17 protein-coding genes and 1 pseudogene are annotated in these 18,253 nt (G+C 73.6%); 13 read left to right on the top strand and 5 right to left on the bottom strand.

From position 1 onward, the window contains the following. Positions 1-1,037 precede the first annotated feature (1,037 nt). Positions 1,038-2,195 carry a DUF4349 domain-containing protein gene (locus tag ABT369_RS12395; RefSeq protein WP_350611820.1) on the bottom strand — a complete coding sequence of 386 codons (1,158 nt, stop codon included), beginning with the start codon at positions 2,193-2,195 and terminating at the stop codon, positions 1,038-1,040. Between the two features lie 106 nt (positions 2,196-2,301). Here ABT369_RS12395 and ABT369_RS12390 point away from each other — a divergent pair, with 106 nt between their 5' ends. The 4 genes from ABT369_RS12390 to ABT369_RS12375 all read left to right on the top strand — a co-directional run bounded on the left by ABT369_RS12390 (position 2,302) and on the right by ABT369_RS12375 (position 5,640). Continuing rightward, positions 2,302-2,934 (top strand): MBL fold metallo-hydrolase, encoded by a 633-nt coding sequence (locus tag ABT369_RS12390; protein WP_350611819.1) that lies wholly within the window; start codon positions 2,302-2,304, stop codon positions 2,932-2,934. 10 nt (positions 2,935-2,944) lie between these two features. Beyond that, positions 2,945-3,790, top strand: coding sequence for a hypothetical protein (locus ABT369_RS12385; RefSeq protein ID WP_350611818.1), 846 nt, complete (start codon positions 2,945-2,947; stop codon positions 3,788-3,790). Positions 3,791-3,872: 82 nt separating this feature from the next. Beyond that, a complete protein-coding gene (locus ABT369_RS12380) occupies positions 3,873-4,622 on the top strand; it encodes an SCO6745 family protein (protein ID WP_350611817.1) in 750 nt (249 codons plus the stop codon). 103 nt (positions 4,623-4,725) lie between these two features. Then, positions 4,726-5,640 (top strand): GNAT family N-acetyltransferase, encoded by a 915-nt coding sequence (locus ABT369_RS12375; protein ID WP_350611816.1) that lies wholly within the window; start codon positions 4,726-4,728, stop codon positions 5,638-5,640. Here the strand turns inward: ABT369_RS12375 and ABT369_RS12370 are convergent. Beyond that, positions 5,637-6,092, bottom strand: coding sequence for a gamma-glutamylcyclotransferase family protein (locus ABT369_RS12370; protein ID WP_344616602.1), 456 nt, complete (start codon positions 6,090-6,092; stop codon positions 5,637-5,639). The two genes, ABT369_RS12375 and ABT369_RS12370, sit on opposite strands and share 4 nt — an antisense overlap. A gap of 155 nt (positions 6,093-6,247) precedes the next feature. Between ABT369_RS12370 and ABT369_RS12365 the strand changes: the two genes are divergently transcribed. After that, positions 6,248-7,660 (top strand): NAD(P)H-quinone dehydrogenase, encoded by a 1,413-nt coding sequence (locus ABT369_RS12365; protein ID WP_350611815.1) that lies wholly within the window; start codon positions 6,248-6,250, stop codon positions 7,658-7,660. A 182-nt stretch (positions 7,661-7,842) separates the two neighbouring features. Here ABT369_RS12365 and ABT369_RS12360 read toward each other — a convergent pair whose 3' ends face one another. Continuing rightward, complete coding sequence (locus tag ABT369_RS12360; RefSeq protein WP_350611814.1) at positions 7,843-8,109, bottom strand: 2'-5' RNA ligase family protein; 267 nt, start codon at positions 8,107-8,109, stop codon at positions 7,843-7,845. Positions 8,110-8,358: 249 nt separating this feature from the next. After that, positions 8,359-9,171: an Fpg/Nei family DNA glycosylase gene (locus ABT369_RS12355; RefSeq protein ID WP_350611813.1), complete on the bottom strand. Its 813-nt coding sequence runs from the start codon at positions 9,169-9,171 to the stop codon at positions 8,359-8,361. Positions 9,172-9,361: 190 nt separating this feature from the next. On the opposite strand from ABT369_RS12355, the pseudogene thrS reads away from it, so the two are divergent. From thrS to ABT369_RS12325, 6 genes and pseudogenes are all read left to right on the top strand, one after another. Beyond that, positions 9,362-10,591 (top strand): annotated as a pseudogene (gene thrS, locus ABT369_RS12350) (threonine--tRNA ligase); the annotation flags it as partial. Positions 10,592-10,671: 80 nt separating this feature from the next. Then, positions 10,672-11,325, top strand: a complete 654-nt coding sequence (locus ABT369_RS12345; RefSeq protein ID WP_350611812.1) for a DUF3152 domain-containing protein — start codon at positions 10,672-10,674, stop codon at positions 11,323-11,325. 55 nt (positions 11,326-11,380) lie between these two features. Next, the gene (locus ABT369_RS12340) at positions 11,381-11,890 is read left to right on the top strand and encodes a SigE family RNA polymerase sigma factor (RefSeq protein ID WP_350611811.1); all 510 of its coding nucleotides are present in this window, start codon (positions 11,381-11,383) and stop codon (positions 11,888-11,890) included. After that, positions 11,887-13,002 (top strand): hypothetical protein, encoded by a 1,116-nt coding sequence (locus ABT369_RS12335; RefSeq protein WP_350611810.1) that lies wholly within the window; start codon positions 11,887-11,889, stop codon positions 13,000-13,002. Before ABT369_RS12340 ends, ABT369_RS12335 begins: the two co-directional genes overlap by 4 nt. A 180-nt stretch (positions 13,003-13,182) precedes the next feature. Next, positions 13,183-13,521, top strand: a complete 339-nt coding sequence (locus tag ABT369_RS12330) for a YbjQ family protein (RefSeq protein WP_350611809.1) — start codon at positions 13,183-13,185, stop codon at positions 13,519-13,521. 292 nt (positions 13,522-13,813) lie between these two features. Further along, positions 13,814-14,161: a hypothetical protein gene (locus ABT369_RS12325; protein WP_350611808.1), complete on the top strand. Its 348-nt coding sequence runs from the start codon at positions 13,814-13,816 to the stop codon at positions 14,159-14,161. Between the two features lie 581 nt (positions 14,162-14,742). On the opposite strand, the gene ABT369_RS12320 is transcribed toward ABT369_RS12325, so the two are convergent. Then, complete coding sequence (locus ABT369_RS12320) at positions 14,743-16,491, bottom strand: acetyl/propionyl/methylcrotonyl-CoA carboxylase subunit alpha (protein ID WP_350611807.1); 1,749 nt, start codon at positions 16,489-16,491, stop codon at positions 14,743-14,745. Between the two features lie 90 nt (positions 16,492-16,581). On the opposite strand from ABT369_RS12320, the gene ABT369_RS12315 reads away from it, so the two are divergent. Beyond that, a complete protein-coding gene (locus tag ABT369_RS12315) occupies positions 16,582-17,217 on the top strand; it encodes a PadR family transcriptional regulator (RefSeq protein WP_350611806.1) in 636 nt (211 codons plus the stop codon). 80 nt (positions 17,218-17,297) lie between these two features. Then, on the top strand, positions 17,298-18,251 hold the full coding sequence (locus tag ABT369_RS12310) for an ATP-binding cassette domain-containing protein (protein WP_350611805.1): 954 nt from the start codon (positions 17,298-17,300) through the stop codon (positions 18,249-18,251). Positions 18,252-18,253: the final 2 nt, after the last annotated feature.

Below are 18,253 nucleotides of genomic sequence, written 5' to 3'. Positions count from 1 at the left end.
CCTCGACCGCCGCTCCCGCCCGTCGTCGGCCGACTACGCCGCCTGGCAGCCGCTGCAGCCGCCACCCGCCTACGAGTGGGCCGCGGCCGGGTTCGTGCTGCTGCTCGGGCTCACCGTCGTGGTGGCCCTGGCCGGTGGGCTTCCGCTGGTGCGGCGGCTGCGCAGGGACGCCCGGGCGGTCACCGACGCCGACTTCGACGGCGGGCGCGAGCGGGACGCGGACCGGGCCCGGCAGATCGACCGGGCCGTGGCCGACGCGCGCGTGACCGACCACATCGGACGGATGCTCGTGTGGGTGTTCATCCCGGCGGCGACGGCGGCCGTGGCCGCGACGGGCTTCGCGATCGCCGCGCGGCGCCCGATCAGCCTGTTCCCGTCCGGGTCGGCCGGTGCCGAGGTGATCTCCTTCGCGGTCAACCTCGGCACCTACCTCATCGGCCTGTCCGCGCTCGCGCTCGTGCTCATCGGCGTGCTCGCCTACCGCTACCAGCGCTTCCGCCGGATCGTCGGCGTGCTGTGGGACCTGGGCACCTTCTGGCCCCGCGCCGCCCACCCGCTCGCCCCGCCCTGCTACGCCGAGCGGGTGGTGCCGGAGCTGGCCCAGCGGGGCGCCTGGCTCGCCGCCGAGCAGGGCGGCGTGATCCTCTCCGGGCACAGCCAGGGCAGCGTGCTCGCGGCCGCGACGGTGCTGCAGATGCCGCCCGAGGCGCGGGCGCGCACGGCCCTGCTGACCTACGGTTCGCCGTTGCGCCGGCTGTACGCCCGGTTCTTCCCCGCCTACCTCAGCGACGAGGTCCTGGAGCAGGTCGGCGCGGTGCTCGCCCGGCCCGGGGCGCCCGGGCCGGGCGAGCACACCCCCCGTTGGGTCAACCTGTGGCGGGACACCGACCCCATCGGCGGGCCGGTGGAGTCGCCGACGGCGCGCGACGTGCGCCTCGTCGATCCGCCGGGCTTCGCGGTTCCGCCCGGCGACACGGTGTTCCCCAAGGTCGACGGCCATTCCGGCTATCAGCTGCGGCCGGAGTTCGGTGCGGTGGTCAGTGCGCTCGTGGCGGATCTGGCTCCGCGTCGTCCCGCGGTGCCGGCACAACCGGCGGCGCGGGCCGCGGAGCCGGCTCGTCCGCCGCGGGTGCCGGAGCCGGTTTCGCGGCCGCGGGGGCCGGAGCCGGCGGCGCGGGCTGCGGAGCCGGAGCCGGTGAGGTCGGACGCGGAGCCGGCGGCATCGGCGGCGCCGGATGAGGGTGCGGATACATAGGCGCCGCGACGGCCGGCACGGGCACCGGGGCCCGCAGCGCCGGCGGGTGCGTGCGGCGGTAGCGCTTGGTGAGCCAGACGACCAGCCAGATCGGCAGGCCGAGGAAGAGCAGCCAGGGCAGCAGCCACCCGAAGATCGTCAGTGCCACCCGCAGCGACGCCGTGAACGCGTCCCAGCCGTGGCGCAGCCCGACCAGGATGCCGGTGTCCTCTTCGGACACCACGGGCGCCTCCGGGCCCTGCAACACCAGCGTGATGGTCGACAGCGAGGTCAGCCCGGCCAGCTTGCGCTTGCGGGACTGCAGCGACTCGAGGTCGGACTCGCGCCGGGACAGCTCCGACTCCAGGGTCGTGATCTCGCCGATCGTCTGCGCCCTGGCCAGCAGCGCCCGGATGCGCTCGACGCTGGCCTGGGCGGTGGTGATTCGCGACTCCACGTCGACGACCTGGTCGGTCACGTCCTGCGCGGACACCTGCCGGCTCTTCTCGTCCCCGATGCTCTTGAGCTGGTCGAGCGTGGCCTGGAACTTCTCGGCCGGCACCCGCAGGGTGATGGTGGCGGTCGAGCTCTGCCCGTCGATGCGCCGGTTGTCGCCGCCGACGAACCCGCCCGCGCCGGTGGCGAACGCGATCGCCTGCGCGGCGGCGGCGTTGACGTCCTTGACCTCGACCGTCATGGTGCCCGAGTAAATGATCGAGCGGTCGGTGGTGTCGAGGTTGTCCGGGGCCTTCTGCTGGCTCTGGCCTTGGTCCTGGACTTGGTCGGCCTTCCCGCCCGCGCCTGCGGCGCCCTCCTGCTGGGGCGCCGCCGCGGGCCCCGCCGCGTCCTTGTTGCTGCTGGTGGCCGGTGCGTCGCTCGCATCGGAGCCGCACCCGCTCAGGGCGAGGACCAACGCGCCGGCGGCCGCCGCGAGGAACACGGTCGTGCGCCTGACTGACATGACGCCTCCTGGGTAGGGTCCTGTGGGGTTGCGCCGGTCCGACGCGGGGCGGGGCGGGCGCGTTCCACCCGCGCGGGTCACAGTTCTGCCACGAGAGGGTCACCGGATGCGCATCACGAAGTACACGCACGCCTGCCTCCGCCTCGAGCACAGCGGCGGGGTGCTGGTGATCGACCCGGGGGTGTTCAGCGAGGCGGAGGCCCTCGACGGCGCCGACGCGGTGCTCATCACCCACGAGCACATGGACCACGTGGACCTGGACAAGCTGCGCGCCGCCGCGGCCCACCAGCCCGCGCTGACCGTGCACACCCACCCCGACGTCGAGGCGCAGCTGACCGACCTCGACGCCGACGTCTTCGCGGTCAACCCGGGCGACATCTTCGTCGCGGCCGGGATGACCGTGCGCGCGCACGGCGGCCGGCACGCGGTCATCCACCCCGACATCCCGCGGATCGTCAACCTCGGCTTCGCCATCGACGCCCCCGACGGCGCGATCTACCACCCGGGCGACTCGTTCCACGTGCCCGACGAGGAGATCGCGACGCTGTTCGTGCCCGTCTCGGCGCCGTGGCTCAAGCTCGCCGAGGCGATCGACTTCGCCCGGGCGGTCGGGCCGGAGCGCGCCTTCGCCCTGCACGACAGCCTGCTCGTGGACGTCGGCCAGCAGATGGTCACCGGCCACATGACGCGCCTGTCCGGCACCCACTACGAGCACCTGGAACCGGGTACGACCATCTAGCGTTGGTGCCATGCCAGACGCCCTCGCCGCCGTCACGGCCCGGCTCTACTCGGCCCCGCCGGAGGACTTCATCGCGCTGCGCGGCGAGGAGGTCGCCAAGGCCCGCTCCGCCCGCGACACCGCCCTGGCCGCGGCGATCGGCAAGCTGCGCAAGCCCACCGTCGCCGCCTGGCTGGTGAACCGGCTCGCCCACGAGCGCCCCGACCTCGTCGCGGAGCTGCTGGAGCTGGCCGAGGAGCTGCGCGCCGCCCAGCGCGAGCTGCGCGGGGCCGACCTGCGCGAGCTCTCGGTGCGCCGGCGCGGCACGGTCTCGGCCCTGGCCCGCGAGGCGGTCAGGCTGGCCGGCCGCGGCTCGGCCGGGAACCTGCCGGTCGCCGAGGTGGAGGCGACCTTCGCCGCCGCGCTGGCCGACGCCGACGTGGCCGCCGAGGTGCGCGCGGGGCGGCTGACCAAGGCGCTGGAGTACACCGGCTTCGGCGAGACCCCGCGCCCCAACCTGCGGCTCGTGCAGGGCGGCCCCGCTGCCTCGACGGCGACCGCCGCGCCGGTGCGCTCCGTGCCCGACGAGTCTTCGACGGCGACCGTCACGCCGGTGCGCTCGGCGCCCGACGCGAGCGAGCGGGAGCGGCGGGCCGAGGCCCGGCGGCGCGAGGAGGAGCGGCGGCAGGCCGAGGAGGAGCACGCCCGGCTGGTGCGGCAGGCGCGGCGGGAGCTGATGACCGCCCTGCAGCAGGTCGCCGACGCCGAGAACGCGAAGGCCGAGGCCGAACGGGCCGTGGCCGCCGCCGACAAGGCCATCAAGCAGGCCGAGAAGCGGGTCAGGATCGCCCAGGACGCCCTGGCCGACCTCGGCTGAGTCCTTCGTCCGTTCGCGCGCGTGGTTAGTACCCGAACGAGTGCCTTCACCGTGATCCGTGCGGGGAGGCAGAATGACCCGGATGACTCCCGAGCAGGCGGCCGCCGCGGCGAAGCAGGCGGTGCTGGTGCTGGGCGGCGCCTTCAGCGACGATCCCAAGACCATGCGCCGCGCCCGTCAGATCGGCCTGACCGGCTGGGCCTTCTACGTGGCCGGACGCGGCGGCGCCCTGGGCGAGGTGCGCGCCGACACGGTCGCCGCGGCGCTGGGCTTCATCGCGCCCGAGGCGGTGCAGGACGGCTGGGACGCGGCCCGCAAGGTCGCCCCGCCGGAGCAGATCGCCGCCGACAACCTCGACGAGTGCTGCCGCTGGGGCCGCGAGCACCTGGAGAGCTTCTACGCGCTGCCCAAGCTCGTCGAGCTGGCCGAGCGGGTGGTGGTCAGCGCCGAGACCGCGGGCATGCCCCTCTTCGCCGCCTGGCGCGCCATGCCGCTGCCGGACGACTCGCCGGGCGCCCGGGCCGCCGTGCTGGCCCACCTGCTGCGCGAGCACCGCGGGGCGGCCCACCTGCTGGCGATCCGGGCCAGCGGGCTCACCCCGCTGGAGGCGATCATCTCCGGCCCGGACGGCGAGGCCGAGGCGACCGCGTTCGGCTGGCAGCCGCCCTACCCGCCGTTCGAGCCGCTGGTGCGCCGCCGCAGCTGGGCAGAGGCGCTGACCGACCGGATCGCGGGGGAGGCGTTCCGGGCGCTGTCACCGGCCGAGCGCGCCGAACTGGTGAACCTGCTCGACGCGGCCGTGCAGTCGGTCAAGGAAGCCCTCCCGGGCTAAAGGCCTGTTTCAGGTAGCCAGGCCTCCGCGGGGCACGCGCAGCCGAAATCTGGACTCCGCCTCGCTCCTACCCCAGTTGTGAAACAGGCCTTAAGTTGCTCCCATGGACCTGCCGGGGTGGACGATTCGCGGGTGTTCGCTGCGTGACGTGGCCGCGATCCTGGCCGTGACCAGGGCGAGCGACATCGCGTCTCTCGGGGAGCCGGACTGGACCGAGGAGGAGGTCGTCGCGACCCTCACCGCGCCGCACCTGGACCCGGCCGCCGATGCCTGGCTGGCGTTCGGGCCGGACGGGACCGCGCTGGCGTGGGCGTACGTCGACAATCCCGAGCGCGGCCCGCGCGACAACGTGGAGGTCTACGCGGCGCCGCCGGACGGCTGGCCCGCCTTCGGCCCGCTGCTGGACCTGGCCCTGGCCCGGGTGGCCGAGCGCGGCGCCGAGATCGTGCGCGCCGGGGTGGTGCCCAGCGAGACCGCCTACGTCGAGGCGCTCACCGCCCGCGGCTTCGCCTTCCGCAAGCGCCAAGCCCGGATGACCCGCGCGCTGACCGGCGAGGAGCGGCCGCCCGACCCCCGGTTCGGAGTGCGGGTCGTGCGCGACGCGGAGCTGCCCCGCTTCCACGAGGTGCTGCAGACCGCCTTCGCCGACACCCCCGACTTCGTGCCCACCTCCTACGCGGACTGGCGGGCCGCCCTGGCCGCGCTGCCGTCGGTGAGCTGGGACGAGTGGCTCGTGGCCGAGGCCGGCGGCGCGATCGTCGGCGCGCTGCAGTCGGCCGACCAGGGCGTCGAGCGGGGCGAGGGCTGGGTGAAGAACCTGGCCGTGCTGCGCGGGCACCGCGGGACCGGGATCGGCGGCGCGCTCCTGCGGGCGGCCTTCGCGATCTACGCGGCGAAGGGGCGCACGACGGCCGGGCTGGGCGTCGACCTCACCAACCCGACCGGGGCGTATCACCTCTACACGAACGCGGGGATGACCGTGGCCTTCGCCGCCGACATGTACGAGCGGACGCGCTAGGGCATCGCCGTCTTCGTCGGGCGGGCGCGCAGGGCCTCGAGGTAGTCGGCCGGGGCCCCCGCCTTCGCGGCGGCGTTGGCGATCTCGGCGAGATACCACGCGGTGGGCAGCCCGCCCTCGTAGCCGTTGAACACGTAGACCCACGCGGTCTCCTCGCCGTCGAGGGTGGCCACGCGCAGGTGGAGCTTGCGATACGTGCCGGCGAGCGCGCCCTCGACCTCGTCGAGCTGCTTCTCGTCGTTGGGGTGCACGTCGTACAGCGCCACGAAGACCCGGTCGCCCGGCGACTCGACGATCGTGGTGACCGAGCCCTCCCAGCCGAGGACGTCCTCCCCGGCGAAGGTCAGCCGCCAGCCCTCGAGCCAGCCGGTCCCGATCATCGGCGAATACGGACAGTAGGCCCGCATGCGGGCAGGGTCCAGGTTCGAGCCATACGCGGCGTAATGACGCACGGCGATGACGATAAACCCGACCGGGTACGCGAGAGAATACTGCTGAGCGTGTCGGATTCAGATCCACTCGTCGGCGCGCCATGGGCCGAGCGGGTAGCCCGGCGACGCAGCGTTGCCCCCGCGGGGGAGAATGGCATCAGAAGACCCGAGGAGGGGTGGCTGGCGTGGGCCGGATCGTGATCATCGGAGGTGGCCCGGCGGGCTACGAGGCGGCCCTGGTCGCCGCGCAGCTGGACGCCCAGGTGACCGTGATCGAGGCCGAGGGCGCCGGGGGCGCCTGCGTGCTGCACGACTGTGTGCCCAGCAAGACCTTCATCGCCAGCTCATCTGTGGTCACCGCGCACCTGGACACGGAGGCGTTCGGGGTCATCGGCCCCGAGGGGCCCGACGTGCGGGTGGACGGCCCGGCGGTGCACCAGCGGGTGAAGCGGCTCGCCCACGCGCAGTCCGGCGACATCCACGCGAAGCTCCTCAAGGCCGGTGTGGAGTTCGTCACGGGCACTGCGCGCCTCGGAGAGGACACGCTCGGTCACACCCACGCCGTTCGGGTGACGCCGGCCGACGGTGACGCTCCGTATGTGATCGCCGCCTCCACGGTGTTGCTCGCCACCGGCGCCACCCCGCGGGTGCTGGCGTCCGCGGCGCCGGACGGGGAGCGGATCCTCGACTGGCGCCAGGTGTACGACCTGCCCCAGTTGCCCGAGAAGCTCATCGTGGTCGGTTCGGGTGTGACCGGCGCCGAGTTCGCCTCCGCCTACCTGGCCATGGGCGTCGATGTGACGCTCGTCTCCAGCCGCGACCGGGTCATGCCGCACGAGGACCCCGACGCCGCCATGGCGATCGAGCGGGTCTTCCGGACCCGGGGCATGACGATCCTCAACAACTCCCGCGCCTCGGCCGCGCGCCGCACGGCCGGCGGGGTCGAGGTCGAGCTCGCCGACGGGCGGGTCGTCGAGGGCTCCCACGTGCTCATGTGCGTGGGGTCGGTGCCGCAGACGTCCTCGCTGGGCCTCGCGGAATACGGGGTGGAGGTCGCGGCGGGCGGATACGTCACCGTCGACCGGGTCTCGCGCACCAACGTGCCCGGGATCTACGCGGCCGGCGACTGCACCGGGCTGCTGCCCCTCGCGAGTGTCGCCGCCATGCAGGGCCGGATCGCGATGTGGCACGCGCTCGGCGAGGCGGTCGCCCCGCTGAAGCTGCGCACGGTCGCCGCGAACGTGTTCACCGACCCGGAGCTCGCGTCGGTCGGCATCACCCAGTCCGACATCGACAGCGGCCGGGTGCCGGCCCGCGCGGTGATGCTGCCCCTGGCCGGCAACGCCCGGGCCAAGATGGACGGGCTCGACGACGGCTTCGTGAAGATCTTCTGCCGCCCGGCCTCCGGCCTGGTGGTCGGCGGCGTCGTGGTCGCCCCGAAGGCCAGCGAGCTGATCATGCCGATCGCGATGGCGGTGGAGAACCACCTCAGCGTCGACCAGCTGGCCCACACGATCACGATCTACCCGTCGATCTCGGGCTCGATCGCGGAGGCCGCGCGCCAGCTCATGCAGCACGACGAGGACTGAGCCCGGCCGGGGGCGCCGGGGGAGTGACATCTGGCCGGGGTGACCAGCCGCGGACCTGGCAGCGTCGGCGCGCAGCGCCCAGCGGTTCGCCCAGTCTGGCTCGGTGAGGCTTCGCGGAGACCGACCCAGACCAGGCGCTGACGGCAGCGACGGTCCGCACCCCCGCGGACCCGAGTCCTGCGCTAGGGAATTTCCCGGAAGATGCCCCGGGCGTAGTCGGCGACGGCCGCCCGGGTCACCGTGGCCTCGATCGGCAGCGACTCCAGGCAGCGGCGCAGGGCCTCGGTGAGCAGCGGCCGGGGCACCCGCATCGACACCGTCGAGTGCGGCACCCACTCGCCGGGCTCGTAGAGCGGCAGCGAGGCCATGCCCGCCGCGCTGAGCAGGCCGTGGACGCGCGCCTGGTGCGCGACCAGCTCCGGGGTCGGGGCCGGGCCGAGGAAGACCACGCGGCCGACGAAGACGCCGGCGTACTGGGAAGTTGACCCGCAGCGGCTCCGCGACCCGGGTGCCGGCCAGCGCCGCGGCCACCGCCTCCGGGTCGAGCTGCCGGGCCACGGACAGGGTCACGTGCGGGCGGTGCCGGCCGTCGTGCGGGGTCCGCAGCGACTGCACGCCCAGCTCCTCGAGCTGGTCCCAGAGCACCCGGATGCGGCGGGACGCACGCTCGTCCAGGTACATCTCCACCGACGCGACCATCAGCGCGCCCGCTGGCAGCGCGGGCACCAGTACGCGTTGCGCGCGCTCAGCACCGCGGTGCGCACGGGCGAGGCGCACACGAGACACGGCTGGCCGGTGCGGCGGTACACGTACACCTCCCCGCCGTGCCGGTCCACCCGCGGCGCCCGGCCCATCGCCTCCGGCGTGTGGGCGCTGTGGACGGTGTCGATGCGCCCCTCGGCCACGCCCGCGCGCATCAGGGTGCGCAGGTCCGCCCAGATGTCGTTCCACTTGCGGCGGCTGAGCTTCGTGCCCGGCGTGGTCGGCGGCAGCCCGGCCCGGAACAGCGACTCGGTCACGTAGATGAGCCCGGCCCCGGCCACGATCGACTGGTCCATGAGCAGCGCCATGAGCGGCCGCCCGGAGCCGCGGATGGCGTCGTACGCCTTGCCGCCGTCGCTGCCGTCGTCGAGCGGGTCGGGCCCGAGCCGGGCGTGCAGGGCGTCCAGCTGCGCGGGGTCGAGCAGCTCGCAGGCGGCCGGCCCGCGCAGGTCGAGCCAGTGCTCGCCGTTGGCCAGCCGCATCCGGATCTCGCCCACGGGCGCGGGCGGCGGGCCGTCGCCGTCGGTGCACTTGCCGTACAGCCCCAGGTGCACGTGCACCGTCTCGCCGCTCGCGTAGTGGTGGAACAGGTGCTTGCCGTGCGCGGAGGCGTCCTCGAACACGCGGCCGTCGACCCGCGACGCGTCCGCGGCGAAGCGCCCCTGCGGGCTGCCGACGGCGACGGGGCGGCCCGCGAACAGCTTGCGGTGCCGCTCGGCGAGGCGGTGGATGGTGTGACCTTCGGGCACCGGGCATTTATACCCGGACCGTCGCGCGCGTGGCGCGCTATTCTCGGCGGCATGAGTCGCAGCGCACTGTCCACGACGACGCCGGGCCTTCCCCGGCGGCGCTGATCGACGTCAGCAACCTTCCGCTCCGGGGCGCCGCGCTCCGGAGCTTTTTTGTGGCCCGAGGCGGCGCTTCCCGCGTCTCGAGGAGTTCGTCATGCAGGACCACCGCAAGCTCGGCCGCGAGCTCGAGCTGTTCCACTCCGACCCGCTCGTCGGCGCCGGGCTGCCGCTCTGGCTGCCCCGGGGCGCCGCGGCCCGGCGCGCCGTCGAGGACTACCTGATCGACCTGGAGCGGCGGCACGGCTATCGGCACGTGTACTCCCCGCCGCTGGCCAAGGCCGAGATGTACCACCGCTCCGGGCACCTGCCGCACTACGCCGACGACATGTTCCCGCCGATGGAGCTCGATGCCGACAACGCGTTCGTGCTGCGGCCGAGCCTGTGCCCGCACCACGCCGCGGTGTTCGCCGCGCGCGGGCGCTCCTACCGCGAGCTGCCCCTGCGCATCGGCGAGATCGGCGGGCAGTACCGCGCCGAGCGCTCCGGGGTGCTCGGCGGGCTGTCGCGGGTACGCGCGATATCCCTCAACGACGGGCACGTCTTCTGCGCCGAGGACCAGGTCGAGGCCGAGGTGGTCGCGGCGCTGTCGGTGATGCGGGAGGCGCACCGGGCGCTCGGCTTCGCGCCGTCGTCGTGGCGGCTGTCGCTGCGCGGGGACGGGCCGAAGTACGTCGACGACCCTGACCTGTGGCAGCGCGGGACCGCGGTGCTGCGCCGGGCGCTCGCGGCCGCGGGCGTGGACTACGTCGACGGGCCTGGCGAGGCCGCCTTCTACGGGCCGAAGATCGACATCCAGCTGCTCGACCACGCCGGCCGGGAGAGCACCCTCGCCACCGTCCAGGTCGACTACTACATGCCGGCCCGGTTCGACCTGTCCTACGTGGACGCCGGCGGCGCCCGGAAGCGGCCCGTGATGGTGCACCGCAGCGCCGCGGGGAGCATGGAGCGGCTCTTCGCGCACCTGATCGAGGTGCACGACGGCGCGTTCCCGGCGTGGTTCGCGCCGGTGCAGCTGGAGGTGCTGCCCGTCGGGGACGCGGACGTGCGCGGGTTCCTCGGGCGCGCCCGGGCGCTCGGGCTGCGCATCGAGGAGTCGTACTCCGGCAGCCTCTCCGCCCGCATCCGCGACGCCGCCCGCCGCCGGGTGCCGTTCGTGGCGGTCATCGGGGCGAACGAGGCGGCCGCGGGCACCGTCTCGCTGCGCTCGCGGGACGGCTCGGTCGCCGCGCTGCCGGTCGCCGAGGCGCTGGCCCTGCTCGAATCCGCGTGCCGGCCGCCTAAACACGACGAGGCCCTGGAGCCGTCAGTGTCCATGTGAGTGTTCTTCGAGTCGTGGGTGCGGGGCTGGCTGTGCTGGCCCTGGCTGCCTGTTCCGCGCCCGCGGCGTCTTCTGTTCCTTTGAAGAGCCCGTCTCCTGAGGCGAGCCGCGAGCCCGCGCGCGCGGTGGCCCCCGAGATCGGCTATCCGGCGGAGGGGCGAGGCGACTATGAGGTCGCGCCGGCCGGAGGTCCCGTCATCGGTACCGCCGGGCAGCTGCTGACCTACCGCATCGCCGTCGAGCGGGACATCACGGGCATCTCCGCCGCCGGGTTCGCCGAGGCCGTCGAGGCGGTCTTCGCCGACCCGCGCAGCTGGCCCGGCACCGGCAAGTGGCGGCTGCGCCGGGCCGGGGCCGGGGACCGCTTCGACTTCACGATCTACCTCGCGACCCCGGCGACGCGGGACCGGCTCTGCGGCAGCTCCTACGACCGGTACACCTCCTGCCGCAACGGCGACAGCGTGGTCATCAACGTGGCGCGCTGGGTGCGGGGCGTGCCCGATTACGGCTCGGACCTGGTCACCTATCGGCAGTACGTGATCAATCACGAGACCGGGCACCGGCTCTACCACGGCCACGAGCTGTGCCCCGGCCCCGGCCGGCCCGCGCCGGTGATGCAGCAGCAGACGCTGGGGCTGCACGGCTGCGTCGCCAACGCCTGGCCGATCGTCGACGGGCGGGAGTACGGGGGGCGCTCCGGGCAGTACGACGATCCCGCTCCGCGCGACCCGTAAACGTCCGGGGCCGGATCCCTCGTCTACGTCGGTGGAGCCGTGGGGGAGAGGTGCCGTGCAGATCGAGTTCACCGAGTTCGTGCACGGGCGGTCGCAGGGCCTGCTGCGCTTCGCCTACCTGCTCACCGGGGACCGGCACCTCGCCGAGGACCTCGTGCAGGAGGCGCTCGTGCGGGCCCATCGCCGCTGGTCCGGGATCGTGGGGGAGGAGGGGCCCGAGCCCTATGTGCGAAAGACGATGCTGCGGCAGTACCTGTCGTGGCGCCGCCGCCGCTCGTTCGCCGAACGACCCATAGCCGAGCTGCCCGAGCTCGCGACGGCCGATCCGGCGGCCCGGGTCGCCGAGACCGGCGCCATGTGGGTCCTGCTGCGCACGCTGCCCCGGTCGCAGCGCGCCGTCGTGGTCCTGCGCTACTACGAGGACCTTCCGGACGCCGAGATCGCCCGGCTCCTCGGGTGCGCCGAGTCCACCGTACGAGTACACGCGTTCCACGCCCTGAAGAAGCTCCGGGCGGCCCTGGCCAGTGACCGGGAGGCCGCCCCCGCGCCGGGAGGCAGATCATGAACGACGACGAGGTCGAGGCCCGGCTCCGCGACGCCCTGCGCCAGTTCGCGGGCGACGCCCCGCCCGGCGTGTCGATGCTGACCACCGTCACGACCGAGTCCGCCCGCCGCGGCCGCCGCGTCCGCCTGGCCGCCCTCGCCTCGGGCGCCGCGGCCCTGGTCGCGATCGGCGCCGCCGTCCCGTTCGCCCTGCGCGGCGCGCCCCCGGCCCTCGTGGCCGCCCCGTCCTCTCCCGCCTCGCCCGCCCCGTCCTCTCCCGCCTCGCCCGTCCCGTCCTCTCCCGCCCGGTCCGTCCCGGTCCCGTCCGCCACGGCCTGGTTCTCCGCGCGCCCGGCCACGCTCGTGGCCGCCACGGTGCCGCCGTCCCTGGTGTTCCCGGTCTCGCCGCCCACCGGCGGCGGCTACGGCACCCCGATGATCTCGCTGACCGCGGACCGCCTGACGCTGTTCCAGACCCTGCCGACGACCGCCTCGGTGACGGTGACCGTCTACGACTCGCAGCCCCCGGCCCCGACCGCGCGGTCCCGCGCGACCCAGGCCGTGGTCGCCGGGCGGGCGGCCACGGTCTACGAGTGGGCCTGGTCGGACGACGACCAGACGAACCCGGACTCGAGCCCCCGCGTCTCGCTCGTCTGGCAGCCGTCGGCCCGCACCTGGCTGCGCCTCGACGCGGACGCGGGCACGGCGGTGCCGCTGCTGATCGCGTACGCGGAGGCGCTCAAGCCCGGCGGCGTCAAGGCCGAGACGCCGTTCACCTTCACGCTGATGCCGTCCGGCTGGACGGTGGACGACATCAGTCCCGCGGTGGTGACGTTCGCCCCGCCCGGCACCGACCCCACCGCGGGCTTCCTGTTCAAGCTGGTCGTGCAGCTGGACGAGGAGCCGGGCCTGCAGCCGAAGTTCGCGGGCCCGTCGACGGCCGGCGTCCGCGTGGGCGAGCGCCAGGCGTGGCTGACGACGACGCCGGAGGTGCAGTTCCTGCAGGTCCCGGTGGACGGCGGCCGCTCGCTGATACTGCAGGTGAGCCCGGCGGCGGCGCTGCCGCAGGACGTGCTGCTGCGCTTCGCGGCCGGCATCGGCGTGACCCCGTCGGCCCAGGTGAGCCACGGCTGAGCGGCCGGCGCAGGTGATCCGGGGTTGATTTGCGGGGTGGCGGGGTTCGTTCGGCCGCCGAGCGGATACCTCGTCTCCGGCCGGAGGCGCGGGATTTCCGCGCCGGCGATTCGGGTCAGATATCGGATGATTCACCCAGATCGCCCCGTAAAGGTTATACCTGTGCATACCATCAATTTTGTGCTGGTAGTAACGACCGAGGGCTTACCCGGTTACGAGATCACCGCCGTGCTGGGCGAGGTGATCGGCGTTGTCGCTACGTCCCGCAACCCGTTCGCGGCCGGCCTGCGCTCGACGGAGGGCGGGCCGGGCCAGGACATGTCCCAGTTCCTGGTCCAGACGCGGGCGCGGGCCGTGGGCCAGATGGTCCAGGCGGCGGAGAACCGCGGGGCGAACGCGATCGTGGGGATGCGCTTCGACCATCGGGACGTGACGAACACGTGGGTCGAGCTGTGCGCGTACGGCACCGCGGTGGTCGCGGTCCCGATGCACGCCCGGACGGGGGCTCACGCCGCCTGACCTTCACCTCGTTCGCCGTAGGCCGCATCAGGTGTCGGCTGGCTCGTGCTGGCGATCTGCTGTCTCAGCGTGGGCGTGACCGGCATCAACCTCACGATCGTCAACGGGGCGCTCCCGGCGATCAGCAGGGACCTGCACGCCTCGCTCAGCAGCCGCCCGGAAAGACCGCTTCGCCCTCACGCTGGGCGGCGCGCTCCTGGCCACCGGCGCCTTCCTCCTCGTCGCCCTGACCGCGCACACCCACCGCGCCTACCTGCTGGTCGCCTACGCCGTCTTCGGCCTCGGCGCGGGCATGGTCAGCCCGCCGGTCAGCCACACCGCGGTCTCCGGACTGCCGCTCGACCAGGTCGGCGTCGCCGGAGCGCTCGCCGCGAGCGCCCGCCAGTTCGGCAGCGCCATCGGCGTCGCGGTCACCGGCTCGATCGTGGCCGGCTCCAGCGCCGGGTTCGTCCACTCGAGCCACGCCGCCTGGGTCGTCATCGGAGCCTGCGGCGTCGCCGTGCTCGCGCTCGGCCTCATCTCCACCAGCGGCTGGGCGAGGGACGCCGCCGCCCGCAACGGCCGGCGCCTCGCCACCGCACCGCAGGGCGACCCGCTGCCCGGCCGATCCGCGGACCGTATCGAAGCGAGGACCGAGTGACGGACGACCTTCGCGCGCCTCGACGGCCTCGGGCAGCGCCTCGAGCGGGATCGGCGCCCCACGAGACACCGTGATCCGGCGGCCGGCGCACGAACCGACCATCTTGGAGGTCGCGGTGATGGATCCCTTCCACGTCCCGCCTGGCCGGCGACGGATGCGACTGGCGATCCACGGCCACCGCGGGTTCAAGGAGGACCGCTCCACAAGTCCCGCCGCACCCTGCACATCGACGCCGACCTGCTCACCGACAAAGAGCTCATCACGCTGGGACGAACCCTCAAGAACCGCGCCGCTCCTTCGACCGCCCCAGCAGGCGCTCAACGGCCGGCAGCCCAGCCGATCCGCGGACCCCGCCGAAGCGAGAACGCCTCGACGGCCTCGGCCGGGCAGCGCCTCGAGCGGGACCGTAGTGGTGCCGGCGCCGCGGAGCCGAAGGCGCCCCACGAGACACCGCGATCCGGTGCGCCGGCGCACGCACCGCGGACATGGCTAGGGCGGTCCCTCCGGCCGAAGGCCATCCGGACCGCCCTTTTGTCTGGCGGGAGCAACGGTCCGCAGGTGACGCGGACCCGAGCAATGCTCTACGACTTGATCTCCGCGATGACCGCCCCCGCCGACACGACCTCGCCCACCGCCGCCTGCAGGCCGGTCACCACGCCGGCCTTGTGGGCGTTGAGCGGCTGCTCCATCTTCATCGCCTCGAGCACGACGACCAGGTCCCCCTCGGCGACGGTGTCCCCCTCGGCCACCGCGATCTTCACGATCGTGCCCTGCATGGGGCTGGTCAGGGCGTCGCCGCTCGCCGCCGCGCCCGCCTTCTTGCCGGCCGCCCGCTTGCGCGGGGCCGCGGCGGGGGCGGCCGGCGCGCCCGCCCCGAACCCGGCGGGCAGCGTGACCTCGAGCCGCTTGCCGCCGACCTCGACCACCACGGTCGAGCGCTCCGCGACCTCGGCGGCGTCCGTCGCCGGCGCCGCGAAGGGCGGCACGTCGTTCACCCACTCGGTCTCGATCCAGCGCGTGTGCACGCGGAAGGGCTCGTCGGTGAAGGCCGGGTCGCGCAGGACCTTGCGGTGGAAGGTCAGGGCGGTGGCCATGCCCTCGACGACCATCTCGTCGAGGGCGCGGCGGGCGCGCTCGATGGCCTCGGTGCGGGTCTCGCCGATGACGATGACCTTGGCCAGCAGGGAGTCGAAGTTGCCGCCGATGACGCTGCCCGACTCGATGCCGGTGTCGACCCGCACGCCGGGGCCGGTCGGCAGGGTGAGCTGCGTGACGGTGCCGGGGGCGGGCAGGAAGCCGCGGCCGGGGTCCTCGCCGTTGATGCGGAACTCGATCGCGTGGCCGCGCGGGACGGGGTCGGCGTCGAAGCGGAGCTTCTCGCCGTCGGCGACGCGGAACTGCTCGCGGACGAGGTCGATGCCGGTGGTCTCCTCGCTGACCGGGTGCTCGACCTGCAGGCGGGTGTTGACCTCGAGGAAGGAGATGGTGCCGTCGTTGCCGACGAGGTATTCCACCGTCCCGGCCCCGTGATACCCCGCCTCGCGGCAGATGGCCTTCGCCGAGGAGTGGATCTCCGCGCGCTGCTCGTCGGTGAGGAAGGGGGCCGGCGCCTCCTCGACGAGCTTCTGGTGCCGGCGCTGCAGCGAGCAGTCGCGGGTGCCGACCACGATCACGTTGCCGTGCTGGTCGGCGAGGACCTGGGCCTCGACGTGGCGGGGCTGGTCGAGGTAGCGCTCGACGAAGCACTCGCCGCGCCCGAACGCGGCCACCGCCTCGCGCACGGCCGACTCGAACAGCGACGGGATCTCTTCGATCGTGCGGGCGACCTTGAGGCCGCGGCCGCCGCCGCCGAAGGCCGCCTTGATGGCGACCGGGAGGCCGTGCTCCCGCGCGAACGCGATGATCTCGTCGGCGTCGGCGACCGGCTCGGCGGTGCCGGGCACGAGCGGGGCGCCGGCGCGCTGGGCGATGTGCCGGGCGGTGACCTTGTCGCCGAGGTCGCGGATGGACTGCGGGCTCGGGCCGATCCAGGTGAGCCCGGCGTCGAGGACGGCCTGGGCGAAGTCCGCGTTCTCGGACAGGAACCCGTATCCCGGGTGCACTGCGTCCGCCCCCGACCGCGCCGCCAGGTCGACGAGCTTGTCGATGCGCAGATAGGTCTCCGCGGCCGAGTCGCCGCCCAGCGCGTAGGCCTCGTCGGCCAGCCGGGCGTGCAGCGCGTCGCGATCGGAGTCGGCGTAGACCGCGACGCTGCCGAAGCCGGCGTCACGGCAGGCGCGGATGACCCGAACAGCGATTTCGCCCCGATTGGCGATCAGTACCTTGCGCACGCAGGCAGTCTATGCCCAGGGTCCGACACTTTCCGTTGCCAAGAAAGTCACTCCCGACGCTTAGTCAAACTTGGCTATTACGCTTACATCGTGTCCACTACGCGTCTGATGATCCTGGGCCTCGTGTCGTACCTGCAGCCCGTCCACGGCTACGACATCCGCAAGGAGCTGACCAGCTGGAACGTCGAGAGCTGGGCCAACGTCCAGCCGGGCTCGATCTACCACGCCCTGCGCCGGATGACCGAGGAAGGGCTGCTCGAGGAGGTCGCGACCGAGCAGGTGGGCAACCGGCCGGCGCGCACCCTCTACCGGCTGACCGCGGCGGGCACGGCGGAGTACCAGGCGCTGCTGCGGCGGTACTGGTGGGAGTACCAGGAGCCGCACGACCCGTTCCTGGCCGCCTTCGCGTTCCTGCCGCACCTGCCGCGCGCGGAGGCGGCGGGCGCGCTGCGGGCCCGGGCCCGGCTGCTCGAGGACTGGACCAAGACCTATCGCGACAACGTGGACCAGTGGATGGAGCACAAGCCGCCGCACGTCGGCTGGCAGTTCGAGCTGACCCTGGCGCGCTGCGAGGCCGAGGCCCGCTGGTGCCACGACATCGCCGCGCGCATCGAGGCCGGCGAGGGTGCGCACCACAACGAGGAACCCGACGCCAAGGGTGCCGAGGAGTGGCGCCGGGCCATCCGGGCCGAGCACGGCGAGCCCGTCGACGACGAAGACGAGTAGTACGCGACATACTCAAGCTTGACCGAAAAAACTATATCGCGTTACAGTCTCCTCGCGAACACAGAGACAGGGAGACGGACATGATCGAGACGAGGGGCCTGCGCAAGTCGTTCCGCTCCCGCGCCGGTCGCGACAAGAAGGTCGTCGAGGCCGTGCGCGGCGTCGACCTCTCCGTCAGGGGCGGGGAGATCTTCGGCTTTCTGGGACCGAACGGCGCGGGCAAGACCACGACGCTGCGCATGCTCGCCACGCTCATCGCGCCGGACGGGGGCGAGGCCACCATCGCGGGGGCCGACCTGCTCAAGAACCCGGGCGAGGTACGGCGGCGCATCGGGTACGTCGCCCAGGGCGGCAGCACCTGGGACGAGAGCAGCGCGCGCGAGGAGCTCGTGCTGCAGGCCCGCTTCTACGGCATCGGCAAGGCCGAGGCGCAGCGGCGGGTGAGCCGGGCGCTGGACGCGTTCCAGCTGACCGAGTACGCCGATCGGCGCTGCAAGACGTATTCGGGCGGCCAGCGCCGCCGGGTCGACATCGCGCTCGGCATCATCCACGAGCCGAAGATCGTGTTCCTCGACGAGCCGACCACCGGCCTCGACCCGCAGAGCCGCGCCCACATGTGGGACGAGGTGCGCCGCCTGCGCGAGGAGGGCATGACGGTCTTCATCACCACGCACTACCTCGACGAGGCCGACGCCCTGTGCGACCGCATCGCGATCATGGACCACGGCGAGATCGTCGCCGAGGACACCGTCGACGCCCTCAAGCGCGAGGTCGCCGGCGACGTGGTGACCGTCGGCGTCAACGGCGCCACCGAGACCGCGGCCGGCCTGCTCGCCAACCAGGACTACGTGCGCAGCATCGACCACGCGGACGGGCGGCTGCGGCTGTACGTCACCGAGGGCGCCACCGCCATCCCGCACATCCTGCGCCTGCTCGACCACGCCGGCGTGACCCTCGGCGAGATGGAGCTGCACCGCCCGAGCCTCGACGACGTGTTCCTCACCAAGACCGGCCGTTCCCTGAGGGAGAGCTGACC

The sequence above is a fragment of the Dactylosporangium sp. NPDC000244 genome (assembly GCF_040300725.1).
In the GTDB taxonomy this organism is placed as follows: Bacteria; Actinomycetota; Actinomycetes; order Mycobacteriales; family Micromonosporaceae; genus Dactylosporangium.
This window is presented reverse-complemented; position numbering and strand designations above follow the sequence as displayed.